This is a genomic window from Massilia sp. Root335 (assembly GCF_001425685.1).
In the GTDB taxonomy this organism is placed as follows: domain Bacteria; phylum Pseudomonadota; class Gammaproteobacteria; order Burkholderiales; family Burkholderiaceae_D; genus Telluria; species Telluria luteola.
Genome location: NZ_LMCY01000026.1, coordinates 342,922 through 366,553, shown reverse-complemented (window position 1 = coordinate 366,553; position 23,632 = coordinate 342,922). Strand labels below are relative to the sequence as shown.

Here is a 23,632-nt window from a genome sequence, read left to right as displayed (position 1 = left end):
TGCGACCAACGGATTAAAAGTCCGCTGCTCTACCAACTGAGCTAACGACCCGAAGAAGGCACGCATTATAGCGGCCCGGACGCCGTTCGCTAAGCGTTTTCTTGCGAATACAACACATCTTGCGCCATCAGCCGACTTCGTCGTGGCTTCGTCGTCAGCGCTTCGGCGGACGAACGGACGGGGTCGCGGCGGAGATCGCCAGGCTGCTCAGGACGAAGGCGGCGGCAAACGTGGCGGCAAACAGGGTCGACAGAGTACGCATGATGGCTCCCGGCGGTGGCGGATGAGAAATCCAGTTCCCGCATTGATACGACCAAGTATAGGTAGCGAAGGAGCGTATTTCATTGCTGTGCGGCAACGATGAGTTCGCAATGGAACACAAAGCGTCGAGGAAGCGGCCGCCGCGGCCGGCGCCTTGCAGGAACAGGCGGCGCAACTGGCGACGGTGGTGGCGCGGTTCCGCCTGGCCGACATGCCGCGCCGGCGCGGGCTGCTGCAAGCGGCATGATCGGAAACCGGCCGCTCATCGCGGCCGGAAAACAAAAACGCCAGCCCGAAGGCTGGCGTTTTCGTTGAATCTNTGCGACCAACGGATTAAAAGTCCGCTGCTCTACCAACTGAGCTAACGACCCGAAGAAGGCACGTATTATAGCGGGCCGATTTGATTTGCGCCAGAGGTAACGTAAATCGGGTGAGCGCTACGCCGCGACAGCGCCTAATGCGCTACCGTGGATTTCAGCACTTCCTCGGCCGTCGTCACGCCCTCGGCGACCTTGTAGGCGCCGGCGATGCGCAGCGGTTTCATGCCGTCGGCCACGCTTTGCTGGCGCAGCGCGGCCAGGTCGGTCCGTTCCTGCAGGAGCTGGGAGAACGCCTCGGTCACGGTGACGAGTTCGTACAGGCCGGTGCGGCCGCGGAAGCCCGTCTGGCGGCATTCCGGGCAGCCGATGGGGCGGTAGACGGTGGCCGGCTTCGGCAGGTTCCAGGCGCCGCCCAGCGCGCTCCAGACTTCGTCGGAGAGCTCGCCGTCCGGCGATTTGCAGTGCGGGCACAGCGTGCGCACGAGGCGCTGGGCCATGATGCCGATCAGGGTCGCTTCCAGCAGATAATAGGGCACGCCCAGTTCCAGGAGGCGCATGACGGCCGACGGCGCGTCGTTCGTGTGCAGCGTGGACAGCACGAGGTGGCCGGTCAGCGCGGCCTGGATCGCCATTTCGGCCGTCTCCAGGTCGCGGATCTCGCCGACCATGATGATGTCCGGATCCTGGCGCATCAGCGCGCGCACGCCGTCGGCGAACGACAGGTCGATGCCGGGCTGCACCTGCATCTGGTTGAACGAGGCCTCGACCATCTCGATCGGGTCTTCCACCGTGCACACATTGACCTCGCTCGTGGCGAGCGCTTTCAGGGTGGTGTACAGCGTCGTCGTCTTGCCCGAGCCGGTCGGGCCGGTGACGAGGATGATGCCGTGCGCGCGCCGCGTCAGCGCATCCCAGCGCGCCGCGTCGTCGGTCGGAAAACCCAGTTCCGGCAAGGTTTTCACGACGACTTCGGGGTCGAAGATACGCATCACGAGCTTCTCGCCGAACGCCGTCGGCATCGTCGACAGGCGCAGCTCGACTTCCTGGCCGTCGTTGGTGCGGGTCTTGATGCGGCCGTCCTGCGGGCGGCGCTTTTCGATCACGTCCATGCGGCCCAGCAGCTTGATGCGCGCCGTCATGGCGATCATCACGACCGCCGGCACCTGGTACACCTGGTGCAGCACGCCGTCGATGCGGAAGCGGACGACGCCTGCGTCGCGCTTGGGTTCCAGGTGGATGTCGGACGCGCGCTGCTCGAATGCGTAGCCCCACAGCCAGTCGACGATGTTGACGATGTGCTGGTCGTTGGCGTCGACCTGCTTGTTCGTCTTGCCCAGTTCGACGAGTTGTTCGAAGTTGTTGCGCAGCGCGAGGTCCTGGCCGCTGGACTTGTTCGCGTCGCGGATGGATTTCGCAAGGCTGAAGAATTGCGAGATGTATTGCGCGATGTCGAGCGGATTCGCGATCACGAGCTCGATGCGCCGGCGCGAGATGCGCGCGATCTCGTCCTGCCATTCGGTGCGGAACGGATCGGCCGTGGCGACGACCAGGGTGCCCGGCCCCAGTTCCACCGGCAGGATATTGAAGCGCGCCGCATAGCTGGCCGACATCACGTCGGCGACCTTCGTGAAGTCGATCTTGAGCGGGTCGATGCGGAAGAAGGGCAGGCCGACCTTGCCGGCGCACCATTCGCTGAGCACGTCCAGCGTCAGCAGTTTATGGGGCGGCTTCGCCGAGACGATCTTGCACTGCGCGACCGCCGTGAGCGGATGCATCGACCCGACCGCCGTTTTGAGGATGCTTTGCGCCTGGGCGAAATGCGGCTTGACGGTCGACTTCTCGACGATGCCGTCGTTCAGCAGCCACGAAAAAATTGTCTGCAGGTCGAGTGCTTTCGGTTTCTGCATGGTCAGAGGACGCTAGTTTTTGCCGGCCGCCGCGATGCCCTTGACCCACGACTTGGCCGGCAGCCTGGTCGCCGCCACGATCTGCGCGGCGCGCGCGGCGAGGCGGTCCGGATCGAGGTCGGGCTTCGTCTTGAAGCACAGTGCGACGACGTTGCCCTCGTGGACTTCAGGCAGGCAGATCACGTGGGCAAACGCGAAGCGCATCGCCTTGATGTTTTTCGCGAAGCTCGGGTGGTCGCCGAACAGGTTGACCGTCATGATGCCGCGGTCCGTCAGGCAGGCGTCGCAGGCCTGGTAGAACTCGGGCGTGTCGAGCACGGGGCCGCGCGCCGTCGCGTCGTACAGGTCGCATTGCAGCACGTCGAGCGCGCCGTGGTTGGCCTCGTCGAGCACGAAGTCCAGCGCGTCCATCTCGAGCACGCGCAGGCGCCCGTCTTCCGGCGGCAGCTTGAACATCGAGGCGCAGATCGCGACGACGGACGGATTCAGTTCGACGGCCGTCACCCGCGCCTGCGGGAACTGGCGGTAGCAGAATTTGGTCAAAGTCGCTGCGCCGAGGCCGAGTTGGGCGATGGCCTGCGGCGCGTCGATGAAGAGCATCCAGGCCATCATCTGCTGGGCGTATTCCAGTTCCGGCCAGTCCGGCTTGCGGATGCGCATGGCGCCTTGCACCCATTCGGTACCGAAATGTAGGAAGCGCACACCGTCCTGCTCGGACAGGGTGACGGGCGCAAACCTGGGCTTGCGGGCGGGGCGGCGCGACGATTCGGCCTGTTCGATGGATTTACGTTTGATGAGCATAGGATGAGCGAAGGGAACATCCTATTATCGGGGGCGGGAATCCACAGCGCAAGAAGCGCTGTGGATGGCAGCAGACGCTGCGGAGGAAGCCGACGGCTCGGGGAAGGGGGGCGGTCCCCCGCGCCGGAAGAAGTGTTACTGGTACTGGTCCGGCTCGACCGACACGCGCAGGCGCACACGGTTGCCAGGGTCGCGGTTCATGACGGTCGTGTAGCTGTGGCCGCGGTAATCGTAGGTCACGTCGTAGCCGTTGGTGCGCTCCTGGACGGAGTCGACGGTGCGGCAGCGCTGCACGGCCTGTTCCTGCACTTGCGGCGCGTAATTGCGGCCGTTGTTGTCGACGTTGTCGCCGACCATGCCGCCGGCGATCGCGCCGGCCGCGGCGGCCGCCACCCTGCCGTTGCCGCCGCCGACCTGGCTACCCAGCAGGGCGCCGGCGATGCCGCCGATGACCGTGCCGGCCTGGCTGCGCTGCTGCTGGACCGGGGCCTGGACATAGTCGGTACGGCATTCCTGGCGCGGCGTACGCACCTGCTCGATGCGCGGCTGGACGCGCACCACGCGGCCGAAGTCTTCGAAATCGCCAGCCTGGGCTTGAGCCAGCGGCAGGGCGCACACGCCCAAGGCGGAAAGAATCAGTTTGGCTTTCAAGTTCATGTCATACCTCGTTCTGGTGGTGCTGCGGATCTGTTGGCATATTGGTCAAAGGCGATTCGCCACACTTGAATCTTAGCGCTACTTGGTCTTCTATTACGATCCGTGTGGCAACAAAATGTAACAGCAGGTAGTCGCGTTAAACCGCGCGTTCAGAGGAGAAAAGCGTGGAAAAAGCGCCAACAATGGATGAAAAAACTCGTCTTTTTTTACAAATATGGCCGGCTCGTCCATATTCGGGTTGATTCGATTACCACAAAACGTTACCCTTAGGAGACTTAGGGTTTTATTGGCGCGTGGAAACGAGACCAGGAGAAAGCGAACAAGCCCGCCGCTTCCACAAACCACCGCGCGCTGGAGCAACAGAACCAGACTGGGTGACTTGAGGAAAAAATGAGTTTGTTGATGAGAGTACCGCCGAATCTTGTGCAGTCCATCCGCGCTTACCGTGCCCCGGAGCTGCAGAAGGAGGCGGTGCGCCTGGGTCATCACTTTCTCTATGCGCTGTGCACGAACGCGCTGACGAAGCAGCAGGTCTGCGCCCGCATCGGCGAGCAATTCTTTTTCCCCAAACCGTGCAGCAAGAATTTCGACGCGCTGCGCAACTGCCTCACCGAAGTCATTGCCGAGGCCGGACCGCAACCCGGTTTCATCGCCGTGCTGGACCAATTGCCGAATACGCAAAAATTCGACAAGGAAGCGCGCGAAACCCTGCTCGACGTATTCCGCGACGCGGCCGAATTCTGGGCCGAGAAAAAAGTCCCGTTCCGCGTGTTTTATTCGTTCGAAGAGCCCCAATCGCTCCAATCCGTGGGTTGGGTGGGCGCGCGCCCGTTCGAATAACAAGCGTTGTTGGCGCGGCCTGCCGCCATTCCCTTTCCTTGGGCCCACCCACCGGCTCGGGTTACAATGCGCGCTTATGAAAAATATCGTGATCCTTATTTCTGGCCGCGGCAGCAACATGGAAGCCATCGTGCGCGCACAGCAGGCCGAAGCCTGGCCGGCCCGCATCGCCGCCGTGATCAGCAATAAGCCGGACGCCAAGGGCCTCGCATTTGCGCAGGCGCACGGCATTCCGACCGCCGTCGTCCCCAACAAGGAATTTTCGACCCGCGACGCGTTCGACGCCGCCCTGCAGGACACGATCGACCGGTTCGCACCGGACCTCGTCGTGCTGGCCGGCTTCATGCGCATCCTGACGGCACCGTTCGTCGAGCACTACGCGGGCCGCATGCTGAACATCCATCCGTCGCTGCTGCCGCTGTTCCCCGGACTGCACACGCACCGGCAGGCGCTGGACGCGGGCGTGGAAGAGCACGGCGCGACCGTGCACTTCGTCACCGCCGAGCTGGACCACGGTCCGGCCGTGATCCAGGCCCGCATTCCCGTGCTGCCGGGCGACACGGAGGACAGCCTGGCCGAACGCCTGCTGGCCGAGGAACACGTCATTTATCCGCAAGCGGTGCGCCTGTTCATCGAAGACAGGCTCAGCATCGAAGGCGGCGAGGTCCGGATCGCCGCGACCCCCTGACTTTATTCAAGGAACACCATGAGATTGCCACCCGCGATACTCGGCAATGCTGAAGAGGTATTGCGCGAGATCCTGCGCTTTATGTCCCCCGCCGACGTCACCCTGTCGCGCTACTTCAAGGACCATCCCCGCCTCGGCGGCCGTGAACGCGGCGCCATTGCCGAATGTGTCTATTCCGTCCTGCGCAACAAGTCCTTCTTTACCGATTTCGCCGGTACGGGCGCCACGATGCGCCGCCTCACCGTGCTGGGCATGGCGGAAGCGATCGGCGCCGACTCGCTGGGCGGCCTGACGGAAGACGAAACGGCCCTGCTGACGCGGATCAACGAGATCGACCGCAGCCTGCTGCCGCCGAAGAAACTGGCCAACCTGCCCGACTGGCTGTACGACAAGTTCGTCGCCCAGTACGGCGAGGAAGAGACGCAGGCCCTGGCCGCCGTGCTGAACACGCCGGCGCCGCTGGACCTGCGCGTGAATTCGCTGAAGTCCGACCGCGACAAGGTCATCGCCGAACTGGCGACGGCGCCGATCATCGCCGAGCCGACCCCGTATTCCGCACTGGGCCTGCGCATCAGGAAAAAGCCGACGCTGCAGAACCTGCCGCTGTTCAAGGAAGGCGCGATCGAAGTGCAGGACGAGGGCAGCCAGGTGCTGGCCCAGTTGCTGGGTGCGCGCCGCGGCGAGATGGTCGTCGACTTTTGCGCCGGCGCCGGCGGCAAGACGCTGGCCATCGGCGCGATCATGCGCAGCACCGGCCGCCTGTATGCCTTCGACGTGTCGGAAAAGCGCCTGACGAAGCTGAAGCCGCGCCTGGCGCGCAGCGGGCTGTCGAACGTGCATCCGGTCGTCATCGCGCACGAGCGCGACGCCAAGGTGAAGCGCCTGGCCGGCAAGATCGACCGCGTGCTCGTCGACGCGCCGTGCTCGGGCATGGGCACCCTGCGCCGCAATCCGGACGTCAAATGGCGCCAGCAGCCCGAGGGCATCGTCGAGCTGACGGAAAAGCAGGCGTCGATCCTGGACGGCGCCGCGCGCCTCGTGAAATTCGGCGGCCGCCTCGTCTATGCGACCTGCAGCCTGCTGGACGAAGAAAACGAGGGCATCGTGCAGGGTTTCCTCGCATCGCATCCGGATTTCGAACTGGTGCCGGTGAACAAGGTCCTGGCTGAACAGCGCATTCCGCTGGAGATGGGCGACTACCTCAAAATGCTGCCGCACAAGCATGGCACCGACGGCTTCTTTGCCGCCGTGCTGGAGCGCAAGGCTGCGCCGCCCAAGGCCGTTGCGGAGGAATCCGACGACGCTGCCTCGGACTCCGTTTCGGAATAACCGGGGCCCATGCCGCTGACCAGCCTGATCGACGATCTGTTCGACGACCTGACCCGCCCCGGCATGCCGTGGCAGATCGGGGCGATCGTCGCCTGCATCCTGTTCGGCTGGCTCAGCGCGCAACTGGTGCGCATGTGGTGGCGCCGCCGCCGCGGCGAGGACGGCAGCCTGCTGCACACGGGCGTGGAAAGTTTTACGCGCGTCGTGGCGCCGCTGCTCGTCGTGGGCCTGCTGTACCTGGCACAGCTGCTGCTGACTAAAAGCCACTTCCACACGAATATCGTCAAAGTGGCGATCCCCGTGTTCTGGTCGCTTGCCGCGATCCGCCTCGTGTTCTACCTGCTGCGCCGCGTGTTCGCGCGCCGCGGTCAGCTGGGGCAGGCGCTCGTCACGTTCGAGAAGATCTTCGCGCTCGTCGCCTGGCTGGCCGTCGTGCTGTACATCACGGGGCTGTGGCCGGACATCTTCGATTTCCTCGACAGCTACAAGATCCAGTTCGGCCCCAAGAAATCGAGCAGCGTGACGTTGGCGGATATCCTGCAGGCCATCGCCTCCGTCGTCGTGGCGCTGGTGCTCGCGCTGTGGGCCGGCGCCGCGCTGGAAGAGCGCCTGATGGGCGTGCATGCCCTGCACAGCTCGCTGCGGGTGGCGCTGGCGCGCCTGAGCCGCGCATTGTTGATCGTCTCCGCGGTGCTGCTGAGCCTGAATCTGGTGGGCATTGACCTTACCGTGCTGTCCGTGTTCGGCGGCGCGCTGGGCGTCGGCCTCGGTCTCGGTATGCAAAGGATCGCCAGCAACTACGTGTCCGGCTTCATCATCCTGCTCGAGCGCAGCCTCTCGATCGGCGACATGATCTCGGTCAGCACGTTCACCGGCAAAGTCACCCAGATCAACACGCGCTACACGGTGCTGCAGGGGCTGGACGGCGTGGAGACCGTGCTGCCGAACGAATTATTGATTTCCGGCCCGGTGCAGAACCAGTCGCTGACGACGCGGCGCGTGCGCGCCTCGACCAAGGTCACGCTCGCGTACGGCTCGGACCTGGACCAGGCGATGCCGCTGCTGGTCGCGCAGGCGGTCGGCACGCCGCGCGTGCTGGAGGACCCGGCGCCCGGCATATCGCTGTCGCGCTTCGGGCCGGACGGCTACGAGCTCGACCTCGGGTTCTGGATCGCCGATCCGGAGAACGGGCAGGGCGGTGTCGTTTCGGAAATAAATAAGAAGATCTATTGCCTGGTGCAGTCCGGTACCGTCAAATTGGGCTTTCCGTCCGTTGATACCCGGCTCCTTGATTCCCATATAGCATCCGTTGTGGCGCGAATCACGCAGCCGGCGCAGAATTCTTAGACGGGCGCGCTTTGATTGCGTCAATACGTGCCGTGCGGCATAGGTTCCACGTTAAAATGCGTGTTTGCGTCATGCACCATTGCGTGACACTCTTGTCATAGCGACTGTTCCATAGAAAGAACGGCACGACCCTAGTCATCCTTAGTGGAGTATCGATGAATTTTCTCAGCAACATCCTGCACACCGGCCTGTCCTTCCTGGACGGCGGTCTGTTCGACCTGTCGGTCTGGCAGATGGTCGTGTACACGCTGATCGTGACGCACATCACGATCGCCGGCGTGACGATTTACCTGCACCGCCACCAGGCGCACCGCGCGCTGGAACTGCATCCGATCGCGAGCCACTTCTTCCGCTTCTGGCTGTGGCTGACCACCGGCCAGGTAACCAAGGAATGGGCTGCCGTGCACCGCAAGCACCACGCCAAGTGCGAGACGGTGGAAGATCCGCACAGCCCGGTGACGCGCGGTATCAAGGAAGTGTTGCTGCGCGGCGCGGAGCTGTACCGTGTCGAAACGAAGAACCAGGAAACCCTCGACAAATACGGCCACGGTTGCCCGAACGACTGGATCGAGAACAAGCTGTACACGCGCTACAGCTGGCTCGGCGTGTCGATGCTGCTGCCGCTGAACGTCGCGATGTTCGGCGTGCTCGGCATCACGATCTGGGCCGTGCAGATGCTGTGGATCCCGATCACGGCGGCCGGCATCATCAACGGCATCGGCCACTATTGGGGCTACCGCAATTACGACTGCAACGATGCGGCCAGGAACATCGTGCCTTGGGGCATCATCATCGGCGGCGAAGAGCTGCACAACAATCACCACACCTTCGCGACGTCGGCCAAGCTGTCGAGCAAGTGGTACGAGTTCGACATCGGCTGGGCCTATATCCGCGCGATGGAAATGGTTGGCCTGGCCAAGGTCAAGAAGACCATTCCCAAGCCGAGACTGCAGAAGAACAAGCTGGAAGCCGACTTCGACACCTTGCAGTCCGTCATCGCCAACCGTTACGACGTGATGGCGAAGTACGCCAAGTCCGTCAAGCACGCGTTCCGCGAGGAAGTCGAGCACCTGAAGCACAAGGCGGAGCTGGAATCGCGCTTCCTCAAGAGCTCGCGCAAGCTGATGCAGCGCGAACCGGCCAAGCTGCAGGCGCCGCAACAGGCCCAGCTGGTTGAGCTGTTCCAGCACAGCAAGGTCCTGGAAACGATGCACGAGATGCGCGTAGAACTGGGCGCGATCTGGGAACGCTCGCACTCGACCCGCGACCAGCTGCTGCACCAGCTGCAGGACTGGTGCGCCCGCGCCGAAGCGTCGGGTATCAAGTCGTTGCAAGAGTTTTCGATGCGCCTGCGCAGCTACGCGTAAGCATCAGGACGAGGCCGGCACGGCCGGGCCATCACGGACACCCCTCGCGCAGGGGTGTTTTCTTTTTGGCAGGCCGCGGCGGCCTTTGTGCTAGGTGGTGTGCCGTCCGGCCTCGGGCGGCGGGACATCGTCGGCGCCTTCCTGGGCCGTGGCGTGTTCGGCTTCCATGCTGTCGTCGATCGATTGGCGCTCTTCGAAGGCCAGCTCGGGCGGGTCGAGCATGTCCGCCAGCATGGCCGCGAGTTCGGGCGTGTCCCACGGGATGCCGCTGCGTTCCTTGACGTGGATATAGTGCCGAATTTCACTGTCCTGTTCGGGCGTGAGCGGCAGGCCGCGGAAGGTATTGGTGGGGAGGGATTCTTTCATCATGCTCTCGATTCATCCGATTCATCCCGTTGCTGCACGTCGTCGCGATGGCATGGGATGGCACTGCCGGCCATTCGACTGTACGCGCATCCGTCGCCGGCAAGCGCACGGCAGCGTGTCGCGACGGTCAGCGGCATGCGCCCTCGGATGGGTAGCCGCAGGCGATCAACGTGCCCACGTCCGGATTCGCCAGATAGTCCAGGTGCGCCGTCATCGGATTCTCGATCAATCCCAGCCAGGTCTTGTCGTTCGACACGAGCACGTCCGCCACGGCCACGTCCGGCGCCGCGTAACGGGCCGGCAGCAGCCGGTAGGACAGCAGGTCGTTCGGATCGGTCAACGCGACGACTGCCAGGCGCTGCAGGGCTTCCGTGCGGCGGTTGGGCTGGCGCCGGCGCAACTCGAGGAAGTGCTGCAGCGCATCCTGCACGGGAATCGCCCGCTGGCCGGCCGACTGCTCGGCCAGGCCGAGGATGGGCAACTGGTTGCCGGCCATGAACAGGAGGCCGAGCCGGCGCGCCGCCTGCTGGCCCAGCGCCCGGGTCTGCGGCTGCCACGATTCCAGCATGGCGCTCAAGGCGTCGAACAGCATCTTGCTGCCCAGGCTTTCCGCCACGATGACGAGGGGCGCCTCGCTGTCCGGATCGTTGTCGATCACGTGCGCCAGTGTCTCGATCATCGCATCGCGGATCGCGACGTGGCTCGCGCCTTCGTAGATGACGGCGTCGGACAGGCAATCGTTCAGCAGGTTGTCCTTGACGTAGCCGTTCAGCCAGGCGCGTTTGGGCTTGCATTCGCCGGCGCCCGTGCAATCGGTCGGCGCGCCCGTCATGTCGAAGTCGAGCCGGTGCTTCAGCCCGGCCGTCAGCGGCGACCACACGAGGGCGTGGAAGCGGACCGTGCCGCCCGCCAGCCGGCGCGTGCGCTCGACGACGGCGATGCGCGCGGGCGCGGCGAGCGTGACATCGGCGACGGCCGGCGCCGGCGCGTGGGCCTCGACGATCCCGGCGATGCGGTCGATCTGGCGCTCGGCCCAGGCGGTATCGTGGGTACACATGCCGTGGACGAGGATCACGTCGACGGGCCGCGCGCCGGCGATCGCGACGATGCCCGCGATGCCGGGAAAGGTCGCGCTGTCGCGTACGACGACGGGCGGGCGGTAGGGCGAGGCGCAGGCGGCGAGGAGGCCGAGGACGGGCAGGAGCGACAGTCGAAAGCGCCACATCATGCGTTTCTCCAGCGTGGGTAGACGCTCGACTATAGCGACGCGGGCGAGCAGATCAACTGACCCCAATCAATGGCTTAGAAAAACAAAAAGCCGCGCACTGTGAAGTGGGCGGCTTTTCTTGTGCAAAGAACCAGATTATTTGATCTTGGTTTCTTTGTAGACCACGTGCTTGCGAGCCTTCGGGTCGAATTTGGTGATTTCCATCTTCGCCGGCATCGTGCGCTTGTTCTTGGTCGTGGTGTAGAAGTGACCGGTACCTGCGGTCGATTCCAGTTTGATCTTGTCGCGGCCAGTTTTTGCCATGATGACTCCCTAATTAGATTTTCTCGCCGCGGGCGCGCATGTCGGCCAGCACAGCGTCGATGCCGAGCTTGTCGATGACGCGCAGGCCGGCGTTCGAAATACGCAGGGAGACCCAGCGGTTTTCGGATTCTACGAAGATGCGGCGGTTCTGCAGGTTCGGCAGAAAACGACGCTTGGTTTTGTTGTTGGCGTGGGAGACGTTGTTGCCAACCATCGGACCCTTGCCAGTAACTTGGCAAACACGTGCCATAGCGCACTCCTTGAATAAACTTCCACAATCGGAAAAACGAGAGTATAGCTTGAAAACCGTCGCGTAATCAACAACTTGCGGAAAAAAATTGTTTCTCGATTAATCGCAGAAATTTAACAATCGTGAATTTTCGCAATGTTTGCGTCGTAAGCCCCTGTTTTCACACCGTTATTCTCCGGTTGCCTGGGCTGCGGCCGTGCGTCCGATATGCGCCACGAGTGCGCGCAGCGCGGCCGCGATGGGCGCCGCGAAGCGGGGAATGTCCGCGATCCGTGCCGGATCGGTGCCGGAACCGATGACGGGAACGCGCAGGCAGGCATCGAGGACGAGGTCGGCCGACATCGTGCGCAGCGTTTCCTTCAGCGCCTCGTCGGCGTGGAACGATTGATACGACGGATTGAGCACGGCGACCGGCTTGTGCGCGAACGGCGCGTGGCCGACCACCCAGTCGAGCGTGTTCTTGATGGTGCCCGTGACGCCGTGCGCATACTCGGGGCTGGCGATGAGGAGGGCGTCGGCCGCCGTGATCGCTTCCTGCAGGGCGAGCACGCCGGACGGCACGTCGGTGCGCTCGGGATTGAACAGCGGGAAATCCTTGTGCTGCTCGAAGAGGTCGATGGCGACGCCGGCCGGGGCGAGCTCGCGGCAGGCGCGCAGCACGCCGGCACTCATCGAATGGGCGCGCTGGCTGCCGCAGAGGGCAAGGATGCGTAGGGTCATTTGCTCAACTGTCATGATCAAAACGCCATCCTAGCAGTTCCTGCGCTGGCGCCGAACTCGGCGCTTTCCGTACTGGCCTGATGTTCTTGATACAGGAATTTGCGCGAACTCTATAACTTGGATTATGGGTTGAGGAATAGTGACGTGCCTGCAGCACGGCAGTATGTGGCCAGCTCGGCGCGCTCCATTCCGTAAACCTCGGCTTCGAATACCGGAGACAACCATGAAAGCGCTTATCGTCATCGGTGATAAAACGAATCATGGCGGCACCGTCATCACTTGCTCGCAACTCTCCTCGACGGAGGGGAAGGGCTGGGCGCGGGTCGGTGACATGGTTTCGTGCCCGCGCTGCAAGGGAATCTTTCCCATCGCTCAGGGCGACAACGGGTTTCGTACGGAAGGCCGTGCGGTGGCCTACGACGGATGCAAAACCGCCTGTGGTGCCGTACTCATCTCCAGTCAGACGCTTAGCCGGACAGGACCGGTCGATACCGCTGCGCCGGCAGCCGTGGGCGGCGGCTCATCCGCTCATCTGATGGCAGGGTTTGGGCTCATTTCCAGTACGCTTGCCGGCTGCTACCAGGATGAACCCGTGGGCACCGGAAAGGAACGCTTCCAAGGCCGGTTCCAGCTGGTCGACGCCACTACGGGCGAGCCGGTGCGTAGCCAGGCTGTGCGTGTACGCTCGACTGGTGGTCAGTCTCTCAAGGGCACGACCGACAAAAACGGCTACACCGAATGGGTGGTGCGGGACGTGCGCGAAGCCTTGGCATTTGACTTGTTGCAGGACGGCGATGCATGACGGGACCGGCGAATGGCCCGCCTTCAGGCAAGCCGCCGCTGGCCGTCGGCGACATGTCCCCGGGGGGCTCTACGACCGTCGTGCGCATCAACAAGCCCAGGCTCGATTACGCCGACAAGAAGGTCCTCTGCTCCGCGATGTGCCAGTGCCAAACCCAGCCCAATATCGGGAAGGATGGCCGCTCGCTGAAGCAGGAGTGCGTGTCCAGCCGGCTGAAGGCGCTCGACACCGCGCTCGGACACACGAGTCCGTACAAGGCCGAGTACACCTACGACATGACGAAGCGTCCCCCCGAACCCTTCCTGGACAAGGTCATCGAGACCAAGGGGCGTGACCTGTGGCCCGGTTGGACGAAGACACTTTGGCCGAAAGACCCGACCCGGCCGCAGCCGTACAAGGCCGGCCGGGGCTACACCCGTCGGCCGGACGTGGTCATCGTCAAGGACCCGGCCAGACCGCCCACGCAGGACAATATCAAGCAGGTGGTCGAGATGAAGTTTCCAGGCGATACGTATGGAGCTGGGCAGCTCGTGGACTATAGACTCATCGCCGGCGACCAACAGAAGCTGGTGCCGCTGGAACTCTGGGACTGCGATTGCAACAAGACCGAGCCGGAGAAGTCGAAAATACCGGTCGAACAGCTCGGCCCCGCAGCGGCAATTCTTGGAATAATCTACACGGCGGTGACAAAACGACCGCCACCTGGCGGTGTGCCGGCATATTAAGGACAGAACATGACAGATTTGCCGTTCGACCCGCTCGAGCTGATGCGGACCCATCCAGAAGCCTTGAACGTGCCGGGGGGCATGCTGACCACGCATGGGCCGCAGGACTATATCGGTTGCGTGCCGGCCATCGCGGGAACGCTGTTCTTCGCCGACGCCCATTTGCCTGCCGTCCGCGAAACCATCAGCGCATGCTTCGACGAGTACCAGCGGGTCGTCAGGCCGGCGCTGACCTGGCTCTTCCGGGAAGAGCCGCCCGAGGGACCCAGCAAACAGGCCGTCTCGAGGGCCAAACCGCTCATGGCCATGCTCGCCCGGATGGACGAGGACGACTTGGTGAGCTTTCACTACACCAGCGGCAAACAGGCGCACGACGCCGGCCCGTGGGAGTTTCAAGTTTCGGGCGTACAGGCCTGGCGGGTCAAGATGGGCGGCTGGGGCCTCTGCGCCCTGCGGTTCAGCGTACCGCTCCTGTTCGTCGAGCAGCACTCCGGGGCCTTCGTGCAGCTGTTCATCGATTGCGCCCGCCGCCTGCGTGCGGCACACGGGTACGCCGGGCACAGCCTCGTGCTATCGGCCTTGCGCTTTCTCGAGAACCAGGCGTTCGAAGCATTCCTGGCGACGAAACTGCGTGGGTTCGAGGCCGGCAATCTGGTTGCGGGCGCGGCCAATGCGCACATGGGCATCAAGACTGTCAGCTGGCTCACCGCCATCAACCGTGATTACCTGGAGAAGATCGGCGGCGAGCCAGTGGTGCGGTCGGAGTTGCCCATGGACTGGTTCCGTCTGTTCGACTACGAGGCGGGTGTCGTCATCCAGGCCGGGCCGCGGCCCGAGGCGGCGCCGGTGGACGAGCCGCTGCCGGCGCGGCTGGTGCTTCCGGATATGCTCCTGCGGCCCGTCCGGATGCCGACTGTCCACCTGCAGTACGCATCGGCCGGGAGCGAGCCCCGCCTGATTGGCGAAGCCGCGGCGCAATGGCTGACACGACTCGACGTCCCGCCCGACCAACTGATGGCATACAAGGCCAAGCTGCTGGATGAGCCGAAGCTGGATTCGCGATAGCACAGCCATCCGGGCAGCTCCGGCAACGGCCCGAATCAGAGCTGCCCGTGCTCCGCAAACGAATGGACGAGCGGCCCGGCGACGATGAAATGGTCGAGCACGCGGATGTCCACGAGGCCCAATGCCTGCACCAGCGCCTGCGTCAGGCGCAAATCGGCGTCGCTCGGTTCCGGCAGGCCGGACGGGTGGTTGTGCGCCAGGATCACGCTGGCGGCGTTGCGCGTCAGGGCCTCGATGACGACTTCGCGCGGGTAGACGCTCGTCTGCGTGAGCGTGCCGCGGAACAGTTCGCGGTCGGCGATCAGGCGGTTCTTGACGTCCAGGAACAGCACGACGAAGGATTCGTGGCGCTGGCCGCCCAGTTTGATGCGCAGATAGCGCTTGACGAGGTCGGGCGAGCCGAACGCTTCCCCGGTCTGCAATTGTTCGGCGATGGCGCGGCGGGCCAGTTCCATCACGGCCTGCAGTTGCGCATATTTCGCCATGCCGAGGCCGTGGACCTCGGACACATCGTCCAGGCTGGCGCCGAACAGGCCGTGCAGCGAGCCGAAATGCTGCAGGATGTCGCGGCCCAGTTCCACCGCGCTCTTGCCGCGCACGCCCACGCGCAGCAGCAGCGCCAGCAGTTCCGGATCGGACAGCGCTTGCGCCCCTTCGCGCACCAGCCGTTCGCGCGGCCGGGTCTGTGCCGGCCAGTCTTCGATACCCATCCGAGCCCTCCATGGTGAGACCGTGCATTATTCGCGCGACGGGACAGCGCCGGCTTGGGCATGCGCAATAATAGATGCATGAACGACCTCCGCGCCTTCGACCTGAACCTGCTCGTCACGCTCGACGCCCTGCTGACGGAAGCAAACGTCACCCGTGCCGCCCAGCGCCTGCACCTGAGCCAGTCGGCCGTGTCCGGCCAGCTCGCGCGCCTGCGCCAGCTGTTCGACGATCCATTGCTGCTGCCCGCCGACAACGGCCGCGGGATGACGCCGACGGCCCGCGCGCTCGACCTCGCCGCGCCCGTGCGCGCGGCCCTCGACCAACTGGCCGGCATCGTGCGCGGGCAGCCGGCGTTCGATCCCGTGGCCGCGCAACGCACGTTCCAGATCGCCGCCAGCGACTTGTCGACGGCCGTGCTGGGCCTGCCGTTGGCCGGCCTGCTGGCGCAGTGCGCGGGGCCGGGCGTGCGGCTCGCGTTCCGCATGGCCGATGGCGCCCGGATCGCGGCGCAACTGCAGGAAGGGGAGGTCGACCTGTTGATCGGTTCGGAACGCATGGTCCCCGCGAACATGCGTGCGCGGCTGTTGTTCGACGAACACTTCGTCATGGTGCAGCGCAAGGGTCATCCGCGCGGCGCGGCGCCGCTCGATCTCGACGCCTATTGCGGACTGCGCCACGTGCTCGTCTCGACGAGCGGCGGCAGCCTGCACGGCTTCATGGACGAGCATTTGCAGGCGCTGGGCCGCGCACGCAACGTCGTGCTGTCCGTGCAGTCGTTCGCGCTCGTGCCGGGCCTGCTGTGCCAATCCGATCACGTCGCCACCGTGCCGTCGCGGCTGGCGGCGCTGCATGCCGGCGTGCTCGACAGCTTTGCGCTGCCGTTCGACGGCCAGGGTTTTGCGTTGTACGCGGCCTGGCATCCGCGCTTTCATACCGATCCCGCGCTCGCCTGGCTGCGCGACCAGGTCATCCGCGTCGCCGCGTGATCGGCGGCCCCGATGGGTCGTATCGCCGGATACGATTTCCGCCGGCGCGCGGCCGCTCCTACACTGCCTGACATCCCGACCGTCATCGAAAGGCAGATCATGAAAGACCAGCGCATCATCGTCATCGGCGGCACCTCCGGCATCGGCCTGGAGAGCGCGCGCCGCTTCGCGCAACTGGGCGCCAGCGTGACCGTGACGGGGCGCGACGCCGCCAAAGGCGCCGCCCTCGACGTGCCCGGCGTACGCTTCGCCCAGCTCGACGCCGCCCGGCGCGCGCAGTGCGACGCGTTCTTTGCCGACCACGGGCCGTTCGATCACCTGGTCGTGTGCGCGTCCGGCGCGGCCGGTGCGGGCGCCTTCCGCGACCTCGCGCTGGACGATCTGCAAGCCGGCTTCGACGGCAAGTTCTGGCCCCAGCTGAACGCCTTGCAGGCCAGCCTGTCCGGCATCGCGGCCGGCGGTTCCGCGACGCTGGTCGGCGCCATCTCCGCCCGCGCCCAGCAGCCGGGAACGGCGGGCCTTGCCGCCATCAACGGGGCGCTGGAGGCGATGCTGCCCATCCTGGCGTCGGAATTGCGCCCGCTGCGCGTCAATATGGTGGCGCCGGGCGTGATCGATACCCCATGGTGGCACCGCGTGCCTGACGCGCAGCGCAGCCGCCTGTTCGAGGAAATGGGCGCTGCCGTGCCCGCCGGCCGCGTCGGCACGGCGGCGGACGTGGCCGACGTCATCGTCATGCTGGCCGGCAATACTTTTATCACCGGCAGCGTGATCGACGTCGACGGCGGCTGGAAGCTGCGCCGCTGAGCCCAATGCCCGACCGTTTCCCGCCCACGACAGAAATCGAGCCGGCTGAGGCGGGAGCGGCACGGGTGGCTTACAATAGCGGTTTGCACGTCAACCGAACACGCAACAATGTCCTCCACTAACGCTCCCGTCGCTCCCGTCGTCACCGATTCGTCGTACCTGACCCTGCATTATCGTCTTGCCACCGCCGATGGGACGGACCTCGTCACGACCTTCGGCAGCACCCCGGCGACCTTGCTGCTGGGCCAGGGCCAGCTCGCCCCGTTCCTGGAGCAGCGCCTGCTCGGCCTCGCTGAAGGCACGCACACGACGTTCGACCTGACCGCGCTCGAGGCGTTCGGCGAGCGCAACCCGGAGCTGATCCAGGTCGTGACGAAGAAGACCCTGGACGAGAACTCGGAACCGGACGCCGATTATCAGGTCGGCGACCTGGTCGACTTCCGCGCGCCGGGCGGCGGCCGCTTCGCCGGCGTGCTGCGCGAAATGCGCGCGGACGACGCCGTGTTCGACTTCAACCATCCGCTCGCTGGCCAGGCGCTCAGGTTCGAAGTCCAGCTGATTTCCGTGCTCTAACCACAGCCTTCACACCGAACCATGGAAAACGAGATCCTGTTAGCCCAGCCGCGCGGCTTCTGCGCCGGCGTCGACCGTGCGATCGAGATCGTCGAGCGCGCCCTGCAGCAGTTCGGCGCGCCGATCTACGTGCGCCACGAGATCGTGCACAATGCCTACGTCGTCAACGACCTGCGCAACAAGGGCGCCATCTTCATCGAAGACCTGGATGACGTCCCGGCCGGCAACACGCTCGTGTTTTCCGCGCACGGCGTGTCGAAGGCGGTGCGCGAGGAAGCCGAGTCGCGCGGCCTGAAAGTCTATGACGCCACCTGCCCGCTGGTGACCAAGGTGCACGTGGAAGTGGCCAAGATGCGCAAGCAGGGCGCGGAAATCGTCATGATCGGCCACGCCGGCCACCCGGAAGTCGAGGGGACCATGGGCCAGGCGGAACAGGGCATGCACCTCGTCGAGACGGTCGACGACGTGGCAACGCTGAACGTCGCCAATCCCGACCTGCTGGCCTATGTCTCGCAGACCACGCTGTCGGTCGACGACACGCTCGACATCATCGCGGCGCTGAAGGCACGTTTTCCGAACATCATCGAGCCGAAAAAGGGCGATATCTGCTACGCGACGACGAACCGCCAGGAAGCCGTGAAGTTCATGGCGCCGCAGGTGGAAGTCGTGGTCGTCGTCGGCAGCCCGAACAGCTCGAACTCGAACCGCCTGCGCGAAGTGGCGGAAAAGAAGGGCACGCCGGCTTATATGGTCGACAACGCCGCCGGCATCGACCCGGCCTGGATCGCCGGCAAGAAGCGCATCGGCGTCACGGCCGGCGCTTCGGCGCCGGAAGTGCTCGTGCAGGCCGTGATCGAGCGCCTGAAGGACCTCGGGGCCGCCAGCGTGCGTGCGCTCGAAGGCGTCGAGGAACACGTCACGTTCCCGCTGCCCAAGGGCCTGGACGGCGGCAAGGCGTCCGCTTCGGCCTGATCTGCCATTCCCCGCCCGCGGCCGGCGCCGCGGGCCTGCCGAACAATTCCTTTGTCCGACCCATGAACGTATTCGACCTGCGCCCGCGCTCGCCCTCCGCTTTCGACGCCATTCCGCTGGAATTCTTCCAGGACTACCCGGAGCCGGGCGTCAACTTCATCGACGTGGGCTGCGTCTTCGACAATCCGCACCACTGGCAGCTCGCCATCGACGCGCTGACGGAGCGCACGGCCCACCTGGACGTCGACTTCCTGCTCGCGATGGATGCGCGCGGCTTCATGCTCGCGGGCGCGCTCGCGTACCAGCGCGGCCTCGGCTTCGCGATGGCGCGCAAACCCGGCAAGCTGCCGGGCGACGCGATCGGCATCGACTACCGCCGCGAATACGGCAGCGCGACGATCGAGATCCAGCCGGAGCGCATCAAGGGCCGGCGCGTGCTGATCGTTGACGACGTGCTCGCGACGGGCGGCACGATCGAGGCGGCGGCGACGCTGCTGCGCCGGATCGGCAAGGATGTCGTGGGCGCGGCGGCCCTGTTCGACGTGGCGTTCTTCAAGGACAAGCGTGCGCTGAGCATGCCGGTGGTGACGCTGCGCGACGTGTAAGCTTGGCTTGGCGCCGTCGGTCGTCGTCCCTGCGAAGGCGGGGACCCAAGGTTCGCGGCCTGGCGAGAAAAATTGGGTTCCCGCCTGCGCGGGAACGACGAGTACGCTTGCGCTGAGAGAAAATTATTGTTCGCTGCCCCGACCATTTTTCGATGTCGGTTTTTCCAAAACATCGCTATGATGACGCTCGGAATTATGTTGCTTGAATGGCGGCACTCGTACCACGGGTGCCGTTTTTGTTAGTTCGAAAGGAAACCACACAAGCATGGAAACTTTTGTCCAACAGATCCTGAACGGGCTGGTGCTGGGCAGCATGTATGCGCTCATCGCGCTCGGCTACACGATGGTGTACGGCGTGCTCAACCTGATCAACTTTGCCCACGGCGACGTGCTGATGATCGGCGCCATGGTCGGCCTGACGATCCTGAAACTCCTGGACAGCGCGTTCCCCGGCTTGCCCGGCGGCGTGCAGTTGGCCATCGCCATCGTCGGCGCCATTCCGGTCACGATGCTGGTCAATATCCTCATCGAACGCATCGCCTACCGCCGCCTGCGCAACGCGCCGCGCCTGGCGCCGCTGATCACCGCCATCGGCGTCTCGATCCTGCTGCAGACCTTTGCCATGATGATCTGGGGCCGCAGCCCGCTGCCGTTCCCGCAACTGCTGTCGTCCGATCCGATCACGGTCGCCGGCGCCGTCATCTCGCACACGCAGGTGCTGCTGCTCGTGCTGGCCGCCGCGGCCATGGTCGGCCTCGTCTTCCTCGTCGAAAAGACCCGCATGGGCCGCGCGATGCGCGCCGTCGCCGAGAATCCGCGCGTGGCCGGCCTGATGGGCGTCGATTCGAACCGCGTCATCGTCGCCACGTTCGCCATCGGCGCCGCGCTGGCCGCCGTCGCCGGCGTGATGTGGGGCGCGAATTATGCGTCGATCCAGTTCGCGATGGGCACCGTGCCGGGCATGAAGGCGTTCTCGGCGGCCGTGCTGGGCGGTATCGGCAATATCTATGGCGCCATGATCGGCGGGATCGTCCTCGGCATCATCGAAAGCCTGGGCGCCGGCTATATCGGCGACCTCACCGGCGGCTTCCTGGGCAGTAATTACCAGGACATCTTCGCGTTCATCGTGCTGATCCTCGTGCTGACCGTGCGGCCGTCCGGCATCATGGGCGAGCGCGTGGCCGACCGCGCGTAAGGAGGCGTCACATGGCTCTCCTGACCTTCGACACCGCGCACAAACCGCGGCAATCGTATGCCAGCATGGCGCTGCTGCTGGCCGTGATGCTCGTGTTCCCGTTCGTCGCCGCGCAGTTCGGCAACTCGTGGGTACGCATCATCGACATGGCGCTGCTGTACATCATGCTGGCGCTGGGCCTGAACATCGTGGTCGGTTTCGCCGGCCTGCTCGACCTGGGCTATATCGCGTTCTTCGCCGTCGGCGCCTACCTCACCGGCCTGCTGGCGTCGCCGCAGTTCGCCGCGCTGCTGGAATCCGTCGTGAACTACCACCCCGAGCTGCAGGACGCCATCGTCCGCACCTTCGGCGAGGACGTGCGCACGAACGGCATCCACCTGTCCGTCTGGTTCGTCGTCCCGCTGGCGGGGCTCGTGGCCGCGCTGTTCGGCGCGCTGCTGGGCGCGCCGACGCTCAAATTGCGCGGCGACTATCTCGCCATCGTCACGCTGGGCTTCGGCGAGATCATCCGGATCTTCATGAACAACCTGAACGATCCGATCAATTTCACCAACGGCCCGCAAGGCGTGAACCTGATCGATCCGGTCCGGATCTTCGGCCTGTCGCTGGCCGGCGAACCGGGGTCGCGCGCGACCGTGTACATCGCCGGTTTCGGCATCCCGTCCGTCAACGCGTACTACTTCCTGTTCCTGCTGCTGTGCATCGTGACGATCTTCATGACGAGCCGCATGCAGCACTCGCGCCTGGGCCGCGCCTGGGTCGCGATCCGCGAGGACGAGATCGCGGCGAAGGCGATGGGCATCAACACCCGCAACGTGAAGCTGCTTGCGTTCTCGATGGGCGCGTCGTTCGGCGGCGTCGCGGGCGCCATGTTCGCGGCCTTCCAGGGTTTTGTTTCTCCGGAATCGTTCTCGCTGACGGAATCGATCGCCGTGCTGGCGATGGTCGTGCTGGGCGGCATCGGCCACATCCCCGGCGTCGTGATGGGCGGCGTGCTGCTGGCCGCGTTGCCGGAAGTGCTGCGCCACGTCGTCGAGCCCGCGCAGCAGGCGTTGTTCGGCAAGGTCGTCATCGAGGCCGAAGTGCTGCGCCAGTTGCTGTACGGCCTGGCCATGGTGTTGATCATGCTGAACCGTCCGGCCGGGCTGTGGCCGTCGCCCATCAAGGAAGACCGTCCGGCTGCCGCCATCGCCAAGGAAGACAAGGAAAGGGAAAACGAGGAGCGCGAGGCATGAGCGAGACCCTGCTGAACATCTCCGGCGTCAATAAACGCTTCGGCGGCCTGCAGGCCCTGACGGACGTCGGCATCAAGATCGCCCGGGGCCAGATCTACGGCCTGATCGGACCGAACGGCGCCGGCAAGACCACGTTCTTCAACGTGATCACGGGCCTGTACCAGCCGGACACGGGCACGTTCGAGCTGGACGGCAAGCCGTATTCGCCGTCCGCGCCGCACGCCGTCGCCAAGGCCGGCATCGCGCGGACGTTCCAGAACATCCGGCTGTTCGGCGAAATGTCGGCGCTGGAAAACGTGATGGTCGGGCGCCACGTGCGCACGCACCAGGGCGTGTTCGGCGCCATCTTCCGCCACGGCGCCGCGCGCCGGGAAGAGGCCGCGATCCGCGCCCGCGCGCAGGAGCTGCTGGACTTCGTCGGCATCGGGCAATTTGCCCAGCGCACGGCGCGCTTCCTGTCGTATGGCGACCAGCGCCGCCTGGAGATCGCGCGCGCGCTGGCGACGGAGCCGAAGCTGCTTGCGCTGGACGAGCCCGCGGCCGGCATGAATGCGACGGAAAAGGTCGCGCTGCGCGAACTGCTGGTCAAGATCCAGGACGCGGGCGTCACGATCCTGCTGATCGAACACGACGTGAAACTCATGATGGGGCTGTGCGACCGCATCTCGGTGCTGGAATACGGCAAGCTGATCGCGGAAGGGCTGCCGGCCGAGATCCAGAAGAATCCTGCCGTCATCGAAGCCTATCTCGGAGGTGCTGCTTGAAGCCCGACAACGTTCTTAAAATTGCCGGCCTGAAGGTGGCGTATGGCGGCATCAAGGCCGTCAAAGGGATCGACCTGGAAGTCAACCGCGGTGAACTCGTCACGCTGATCGGCGCCAACGGCGCGGGCAAGACGACGACCCTGAAAGCGATCACGGGCACGCTGCCGCCGTGCAAGGTCGAAGGCACGGTCAGCTATCTCGGCCAGCCGTTGAACGCCAACAAATCGTTCAAGCTGGTCGAGCAGAAGCTCGCGATGGTGCCGGAAGGCCGTGGCGTGTTCACGCGCATGACCATCCACGAAAACCTGTTGATGGGCGCTTACACGCGCAACGACAAGGCCGGCATCGACGCCGACATCGAGAAGTGGTACGCGGTGTTCCCGCGCCTGAAAGAGCGTGCCGGCCAGCTGGCCGGCACGCTGTCCGGCGGCGAGCAGCAGATGCTGGCGATGGCGCGCGCGCTGATGTGCCATCCGACCCTGCTGCTGCTGGACGAGCCGTCGATGGGCCTGGCGCCGATCATGGTCGAAAAGATCTTCGAGGTGATCCGCGACGTGTCGGGGCAGGGCATCACGGTCCTGCTCGTGGAGCAGAACGCGAAGCTGGCGCTGCAGGCCGCGCACCGTGCCTACGTGATGGAATCCGGCGCGATCACGATGACGGGCAATGCGCAGGACATGTTGCACGATCCGCGGGTGCAGGCGGCGTATCTGGGCGAATAGTCGGACGATTACCGTCGTCCCCGCGGAGGCGGGGACTCGAGTTGTTCGCGTTTCGATAACGCATACAAATTAGGTTCCCGCCTGCG

The 23,632-nt window shown here is 64.8% G+C and carries 26 protein-coding genes and 2 tRNA genes (1 of these 28 cut by a window edge); 17 read left to right on the top strand and 11 right to left on the bottom strand.

The features are described 5' to 3' along the window. The 5 genes from ASC93_RS31705 to ASC93_RS15710 all read right to left on the bottom strand — a co-directional run. A tRNA-Lys gene (locus tag ASC93_RS31705) sits at window positions 1-51 on the bottom strand; it reaches 55 nt to the left of the window's first position. A gap of 510 nt (window positions 52-561) precedes the next feature. After that, a tRNA-Lys gene (locus ASC93_RS15725) sits at window positions 562-630 on the bottom strand. An 85-nt stretch (window positions 631-715) separates the two neighbouring features. Further along, window positions 716-2,488, bottom strand: coding sequence for a GspE/PulE family protein (locus ASC93_RS15720; RefSeq protein WP_056443870.1), 1,773 nt, complete (start codon window positions 2,486-2,488; stop codon window positions 716-718). Window positions 2,489-2,500: 12 nt separating this feature from the next. Next, on the bottom strand, window positions 2,501-3,289 hold the full coding sequence (locus ASC93_RS15715) for a hypothetical protein (RefSeq protein ID WP_056443867.1): 789 nt from the start codon (window positions 3,287-3,289) through the stop codon (window positions 2,501-2,503). Window positions 3,290-3,424: 135 nt separating this feature from the next. Continuing rightward, window positions 3,425-3,946, bottom strand: coding sequence for a glycine zipper 2TM domain-containing protein (locus ASC93_RS15710; protein ID WP_056443864.1), 522 nt, complete (start codon window positions 3,944-3,946; stop codon window positions 3,425-3,427). A gap of 390 nt (window positions 3,947-4,336) precedes the next feature. Between ASC93_RS15710 and ASC93_RS15705 the strand changes: the two genes are divergently transcribed. From ASC93_RS15705 to ASC93_RS15685, 5 genes are all read left to right on the top strand, one after another. Further along, window positions 4,337-4,786, top strand: coding sequence for a barstar family protein (locus ASC93_RS15705; protein WP_056443862.1), 450 nt, complete (start codon window positions 4,337-4,339; stop codon window positions 4,784-4,786). 76 nt (window positions 4,787-4,862) lie between these two features. Continuing rightward, window positions 4,863-5,474: a phosphoribosylglycinamide formyltransferase gene (purN, locus tag ASC93_RS15700; RefSeq protein WP_056443858.1), complete on the top strand. Its 612-nt coding sequence runs from the start codon at window positions 4,863-4,865 to the stop codon at window positions 5,472-5,474. 18 nt (window positions 5,475-5,492) lie between these two features. Next, complete coding sequence (locus ASC93_RS15695) at window positions 5,493-6,803, top strand: RsmB/NOP family class I SAM-dependent RNA methyltransferase (protein WP_056443856.1); 1,311 nt, start codon at window positions 5,493-5,495, stop codon at window positions 6,801-6,803. Window positions 6,804-6,812: 9 nt separating this feature from the next. Further along, the gene (locus tag ASC93_RS15690) at window positions 6,813-8,150 is read left to right on the top strand and encodes a mechanosensitive ion channel family protein (RefSeq protein WP_056443853.1); all 1,338 of its coding nucleotides are present in this window, start codon (window positions 6,813-6,815) and stop codon (window positions 8,148-8,150) included. A gap of 155 nt (window positions 8,151-8,305) precedes the next feature. After that, on the top strand, window positions 8,306-9,517 hold the full coding sequence (locus ASC93_RS15685; RefSeq protein ID WP_056443850.1) for a fatty acid desaturase: 1,212 nt from the start codon (window positions 8,306-8,308) through the stop codon (window positions 9,515-9,517). A 90-nt stretch (window positions 9,518-9,607) separates the two neighbouring features. On the opposite strand, the gene ASC93_RS15680 is transcribed toward ASC93_RS15685, so the two are convergent. The 5 genes from ASC93_RS15680 to ASC93_RS15660 all read right to left on the bottom strand — a co-directional run bounded on the left by ASC93_RS15680 (window position 9,608) and on the right by ASC93_RS15660 (window position 12,384). Continuing rightward, on the bottom strand, window positions 9,608-9,883 hold the full coding sequence (locus ASC93_RS15680; RefSeq protein ID WP_056443847.1) for a hypothetical protein: 276 nt from the start codon (window positions 9,881-9,883) through the stop codon (window positions 9,608-9,610). Window positions 9,884-10,010: 127 nt separating this feature from the next. Continuing rightward, window positions 10,011-11,111 carry a hypothetical protein gene (locus ASC93_RS15675; RefSeq protein WP_056443844.1) on the bottom strand — a complete coding sequence of 367 codons (1,101 nt, stop codon included), beginning with the start codon at window positions 11,109-11,111 and terminating at the stop codon, window positions 10,011-10,013. 135 nt (window positions 11,112-11,246) lie between these two features. Beyond that, window positions 11,247-11,414, bottom strand: a complete 168-nt coding sequence (gene rpmG / locus ASC93_RS15670; RefSeq protein ID WP_029755886.1) for a 50S ribosomal protein L33 — start codon at window positions 11,412-11,414, stop codon at window positions 11,247-11,249. Between the two features lie 13 nt (window positions 11,415-11,427). Next, window positions 11,428-11,664, bottom strand: a complete 237-nt coding sequence (gene rpmB, locus ASC93_RS15665; RefSeq protein ID WP_025511730.1) for a 50S ribosomal protein L28 — start codon at window positions 11,662-11,664, stop codon at window positions 11,428-11,430. Between the two features lie 168 nt (window positions 11,665-11,832). After that, a complete protein-coding gene (locus tag ASC93_RS15660; protein ID WP_229412743.1) occupies window positions 11,833-12,384 on the bottom strand; it encodes an NADPH-dependent FMN reductase in 552 nt (183 codons plus the stop codon). Window positions 12,385-12,607: 223 nt separating this feature from the next. On the opposite strand from ASC93_RS15660, the gene ASC93_RS15655 reads away from it, so the two are divergent. From ASC93_RS15655 to ASC93_RS15645, 3 genes are read left to right on the top strand one after another with little or no spacing between them, the layout of a single operon-like run. Beyond that, window positions 12,608-13,186, top strand: a complete 579-nt coding sequence (locus ASC93_RS15655) for a PAAR domain-containing protein (protein WP_056443841.1) — start codon at window positions 12,608-12,610, stop codon at window positions 13,184-13,186. Then, the gene (locus ASC93_RS15650; RefSeq protein ID WP_056443839.1) at window positions 13,183-13,911 is read left to right on the top strand and encodes a VRR-NUC domain-containing protein; all 729 of its coding nucleotides are present in this window, start codon (window positions 13,183-13,185) and stop codon (window positions 13,909-13,911) included. Before ASC93_RS15655 ends, ASC93_RS15650 begins: the two co-directional genes overlap by 4 nt. 9 nt (window positions 13,912-13,920) lie before the next feature. Then, the gene (locus ASC93_RS15645; protein ID WP_056443835.1) at window positions 13,921-14,976 is read left to right on the top strand and encodes a type VI immunity family protein; all 1,056 of its coding nucleotides are present in this window, start codon (window positions 13,921-13,923) and stop codon (window positions 14,974-14,976) included. A 35-nt stretch (window positions 14,977-15,011) separates the two neighbouring features. On the opposite strand, the gene radC is transcribed toward ASC93_RS15645, so the two are convergent. Beyond that, window positions 15,012-15,686, bottom strand: coding sequence for a DNA repair protein RadC (gene radC, locus ASC93_RS15640; protein ID WP_056443833.1), 675 nt, complete (start codon window positions 15,684-15,686; stop codon window positions 15,012-15,014). A 78-nt stretch (window positions 15,687-15,764) separates the two neighbouring features. Here radC and ASC93_RS15635 point away from each other — a divergent pair, with 78 nt between their 5' ends. The 9 genes from ASC93_RS15635 to ASC93_RS15595 all read left to right on the top strand — a co-directional run bounded on the left by ASC93_RS15635 (window position 15,765) and on the right by ASC93_RS15595 (window position 23,546). Then, on the top strand, window positions 15,765-16,673 hold the full coding sequence (locus tag ASC93_RS15635; protein ID WP_056443830.1) for a LysR family transcriptional regulator: 909 nt from the start codon (window positions 15,765-15,767) through the stop codon (window positions 16,671-16,673). 99 nt (window positions 16,674-16,772) lie between these two features. Continuing rightward, on the top strand, window positions 16,773-17,480 hold the full coding sequence (locus ASC93_RS15630; protein WP_056443826.1) for an SDR family oxidoreductase: 708 nt from the start codon (window positions 16,773-16,775) through the stop codon (window positions 17,478-17,480). A gap of 108 nt (window positions 17,481-17,588) precedes the next feature. Then, entirely contained in the window at window positions 17,589-18,053 is a 465-nt protein-coding gene (locus ASC93_RS15625; protein WP_056443822.1) for a peptidylprolyl isomerase, read from the top strand. Between the two features lie 21 nt (window positions 18,054-18,074). Beyond that, window positions 18,075-19,025: a 4-hydroxy-3-methylbut-2-enyl diphosphate reductase gene (gene ispH, locus ASC93_RS15620; protein ID WP_056443819.1), complete on the top strand. Its 951-nt coding sequence runs from the start codon at window positions 18,075-18,077 to the stop codon at window positions 19,023-19,025. A gap of 62 nt (window positions 19,026-19,087) precedes the next feature. After that, window positions 19,088-19,630 carry an adenine phosphoribosyltransferase gene (locus ASC93_RS15615; RefSeq protein WP_056443816.1) on the top strand — a complete coding sequence of 181 codons (543 nt, stop codon included), beginning with the start codon at window positions 19,088-19,090 and terminating at the stop codon, window positions 19,628-19,630. 265 nt (window positions 19,631-19,895) lie between these two features. Beyond that, window positions 19,896-20,825, top strand: coding sequence for a branched-chain amino acid ABC transporter permease (locus tag ASC93_RS15610; RefSeq protein WP_056443813.1), 930 nt, complete (start codon window positions 19,896-19,898; stop codon window positions 20,823-20,825). Between the two features lie 11 nt (window positions 20,826-20,836). Further along, window positions 20,837-22,060: an ABC transporter ATP-binding protein gene (locus ASC93_RS15605; protein ID WP_056443810.1), complete on the top strand. Its 1,224-nt coding sequence runs from the start codon at window positions 20,837-20,839 to the stop codon at window positions 22,058-22,060. Beyond that, window positions 22,057-22,824 carry an ABC transporter ATP-binding protein gene (locus ASC93_RS15600; protein ID WP_056443807.1) on the top strand — a complete coding sequence of 256 codons (768 nt, stop codon included), beginning with the start codon at window positions 22,057-22,059 and terminating at the stop codon, window positions 22,822-22,824. Before ASC93_RS15605 ends, ASC93_RS15600 begins: the two co-directional genes overlap by 4 nt. Then, the gene (locus ASC93_RS15595) at window positions 22,821-23,546 is read left to right on the top strand and encodes an ABC transporter ATP-binding protein (RefSeq protein WP_056443804.1); all 726 of its coding nucleotides are present in this window, start codon (window positions 22,821-22,823) and stop codon (window positions 23,544-23,546) included. Before ASC93_RS15600 ends, ASC93_RS15595 begins: the two co-directional genes overlap by 4 nt. Window positions 23,547-23,632 lie beyond the last annotated feature (86 nt).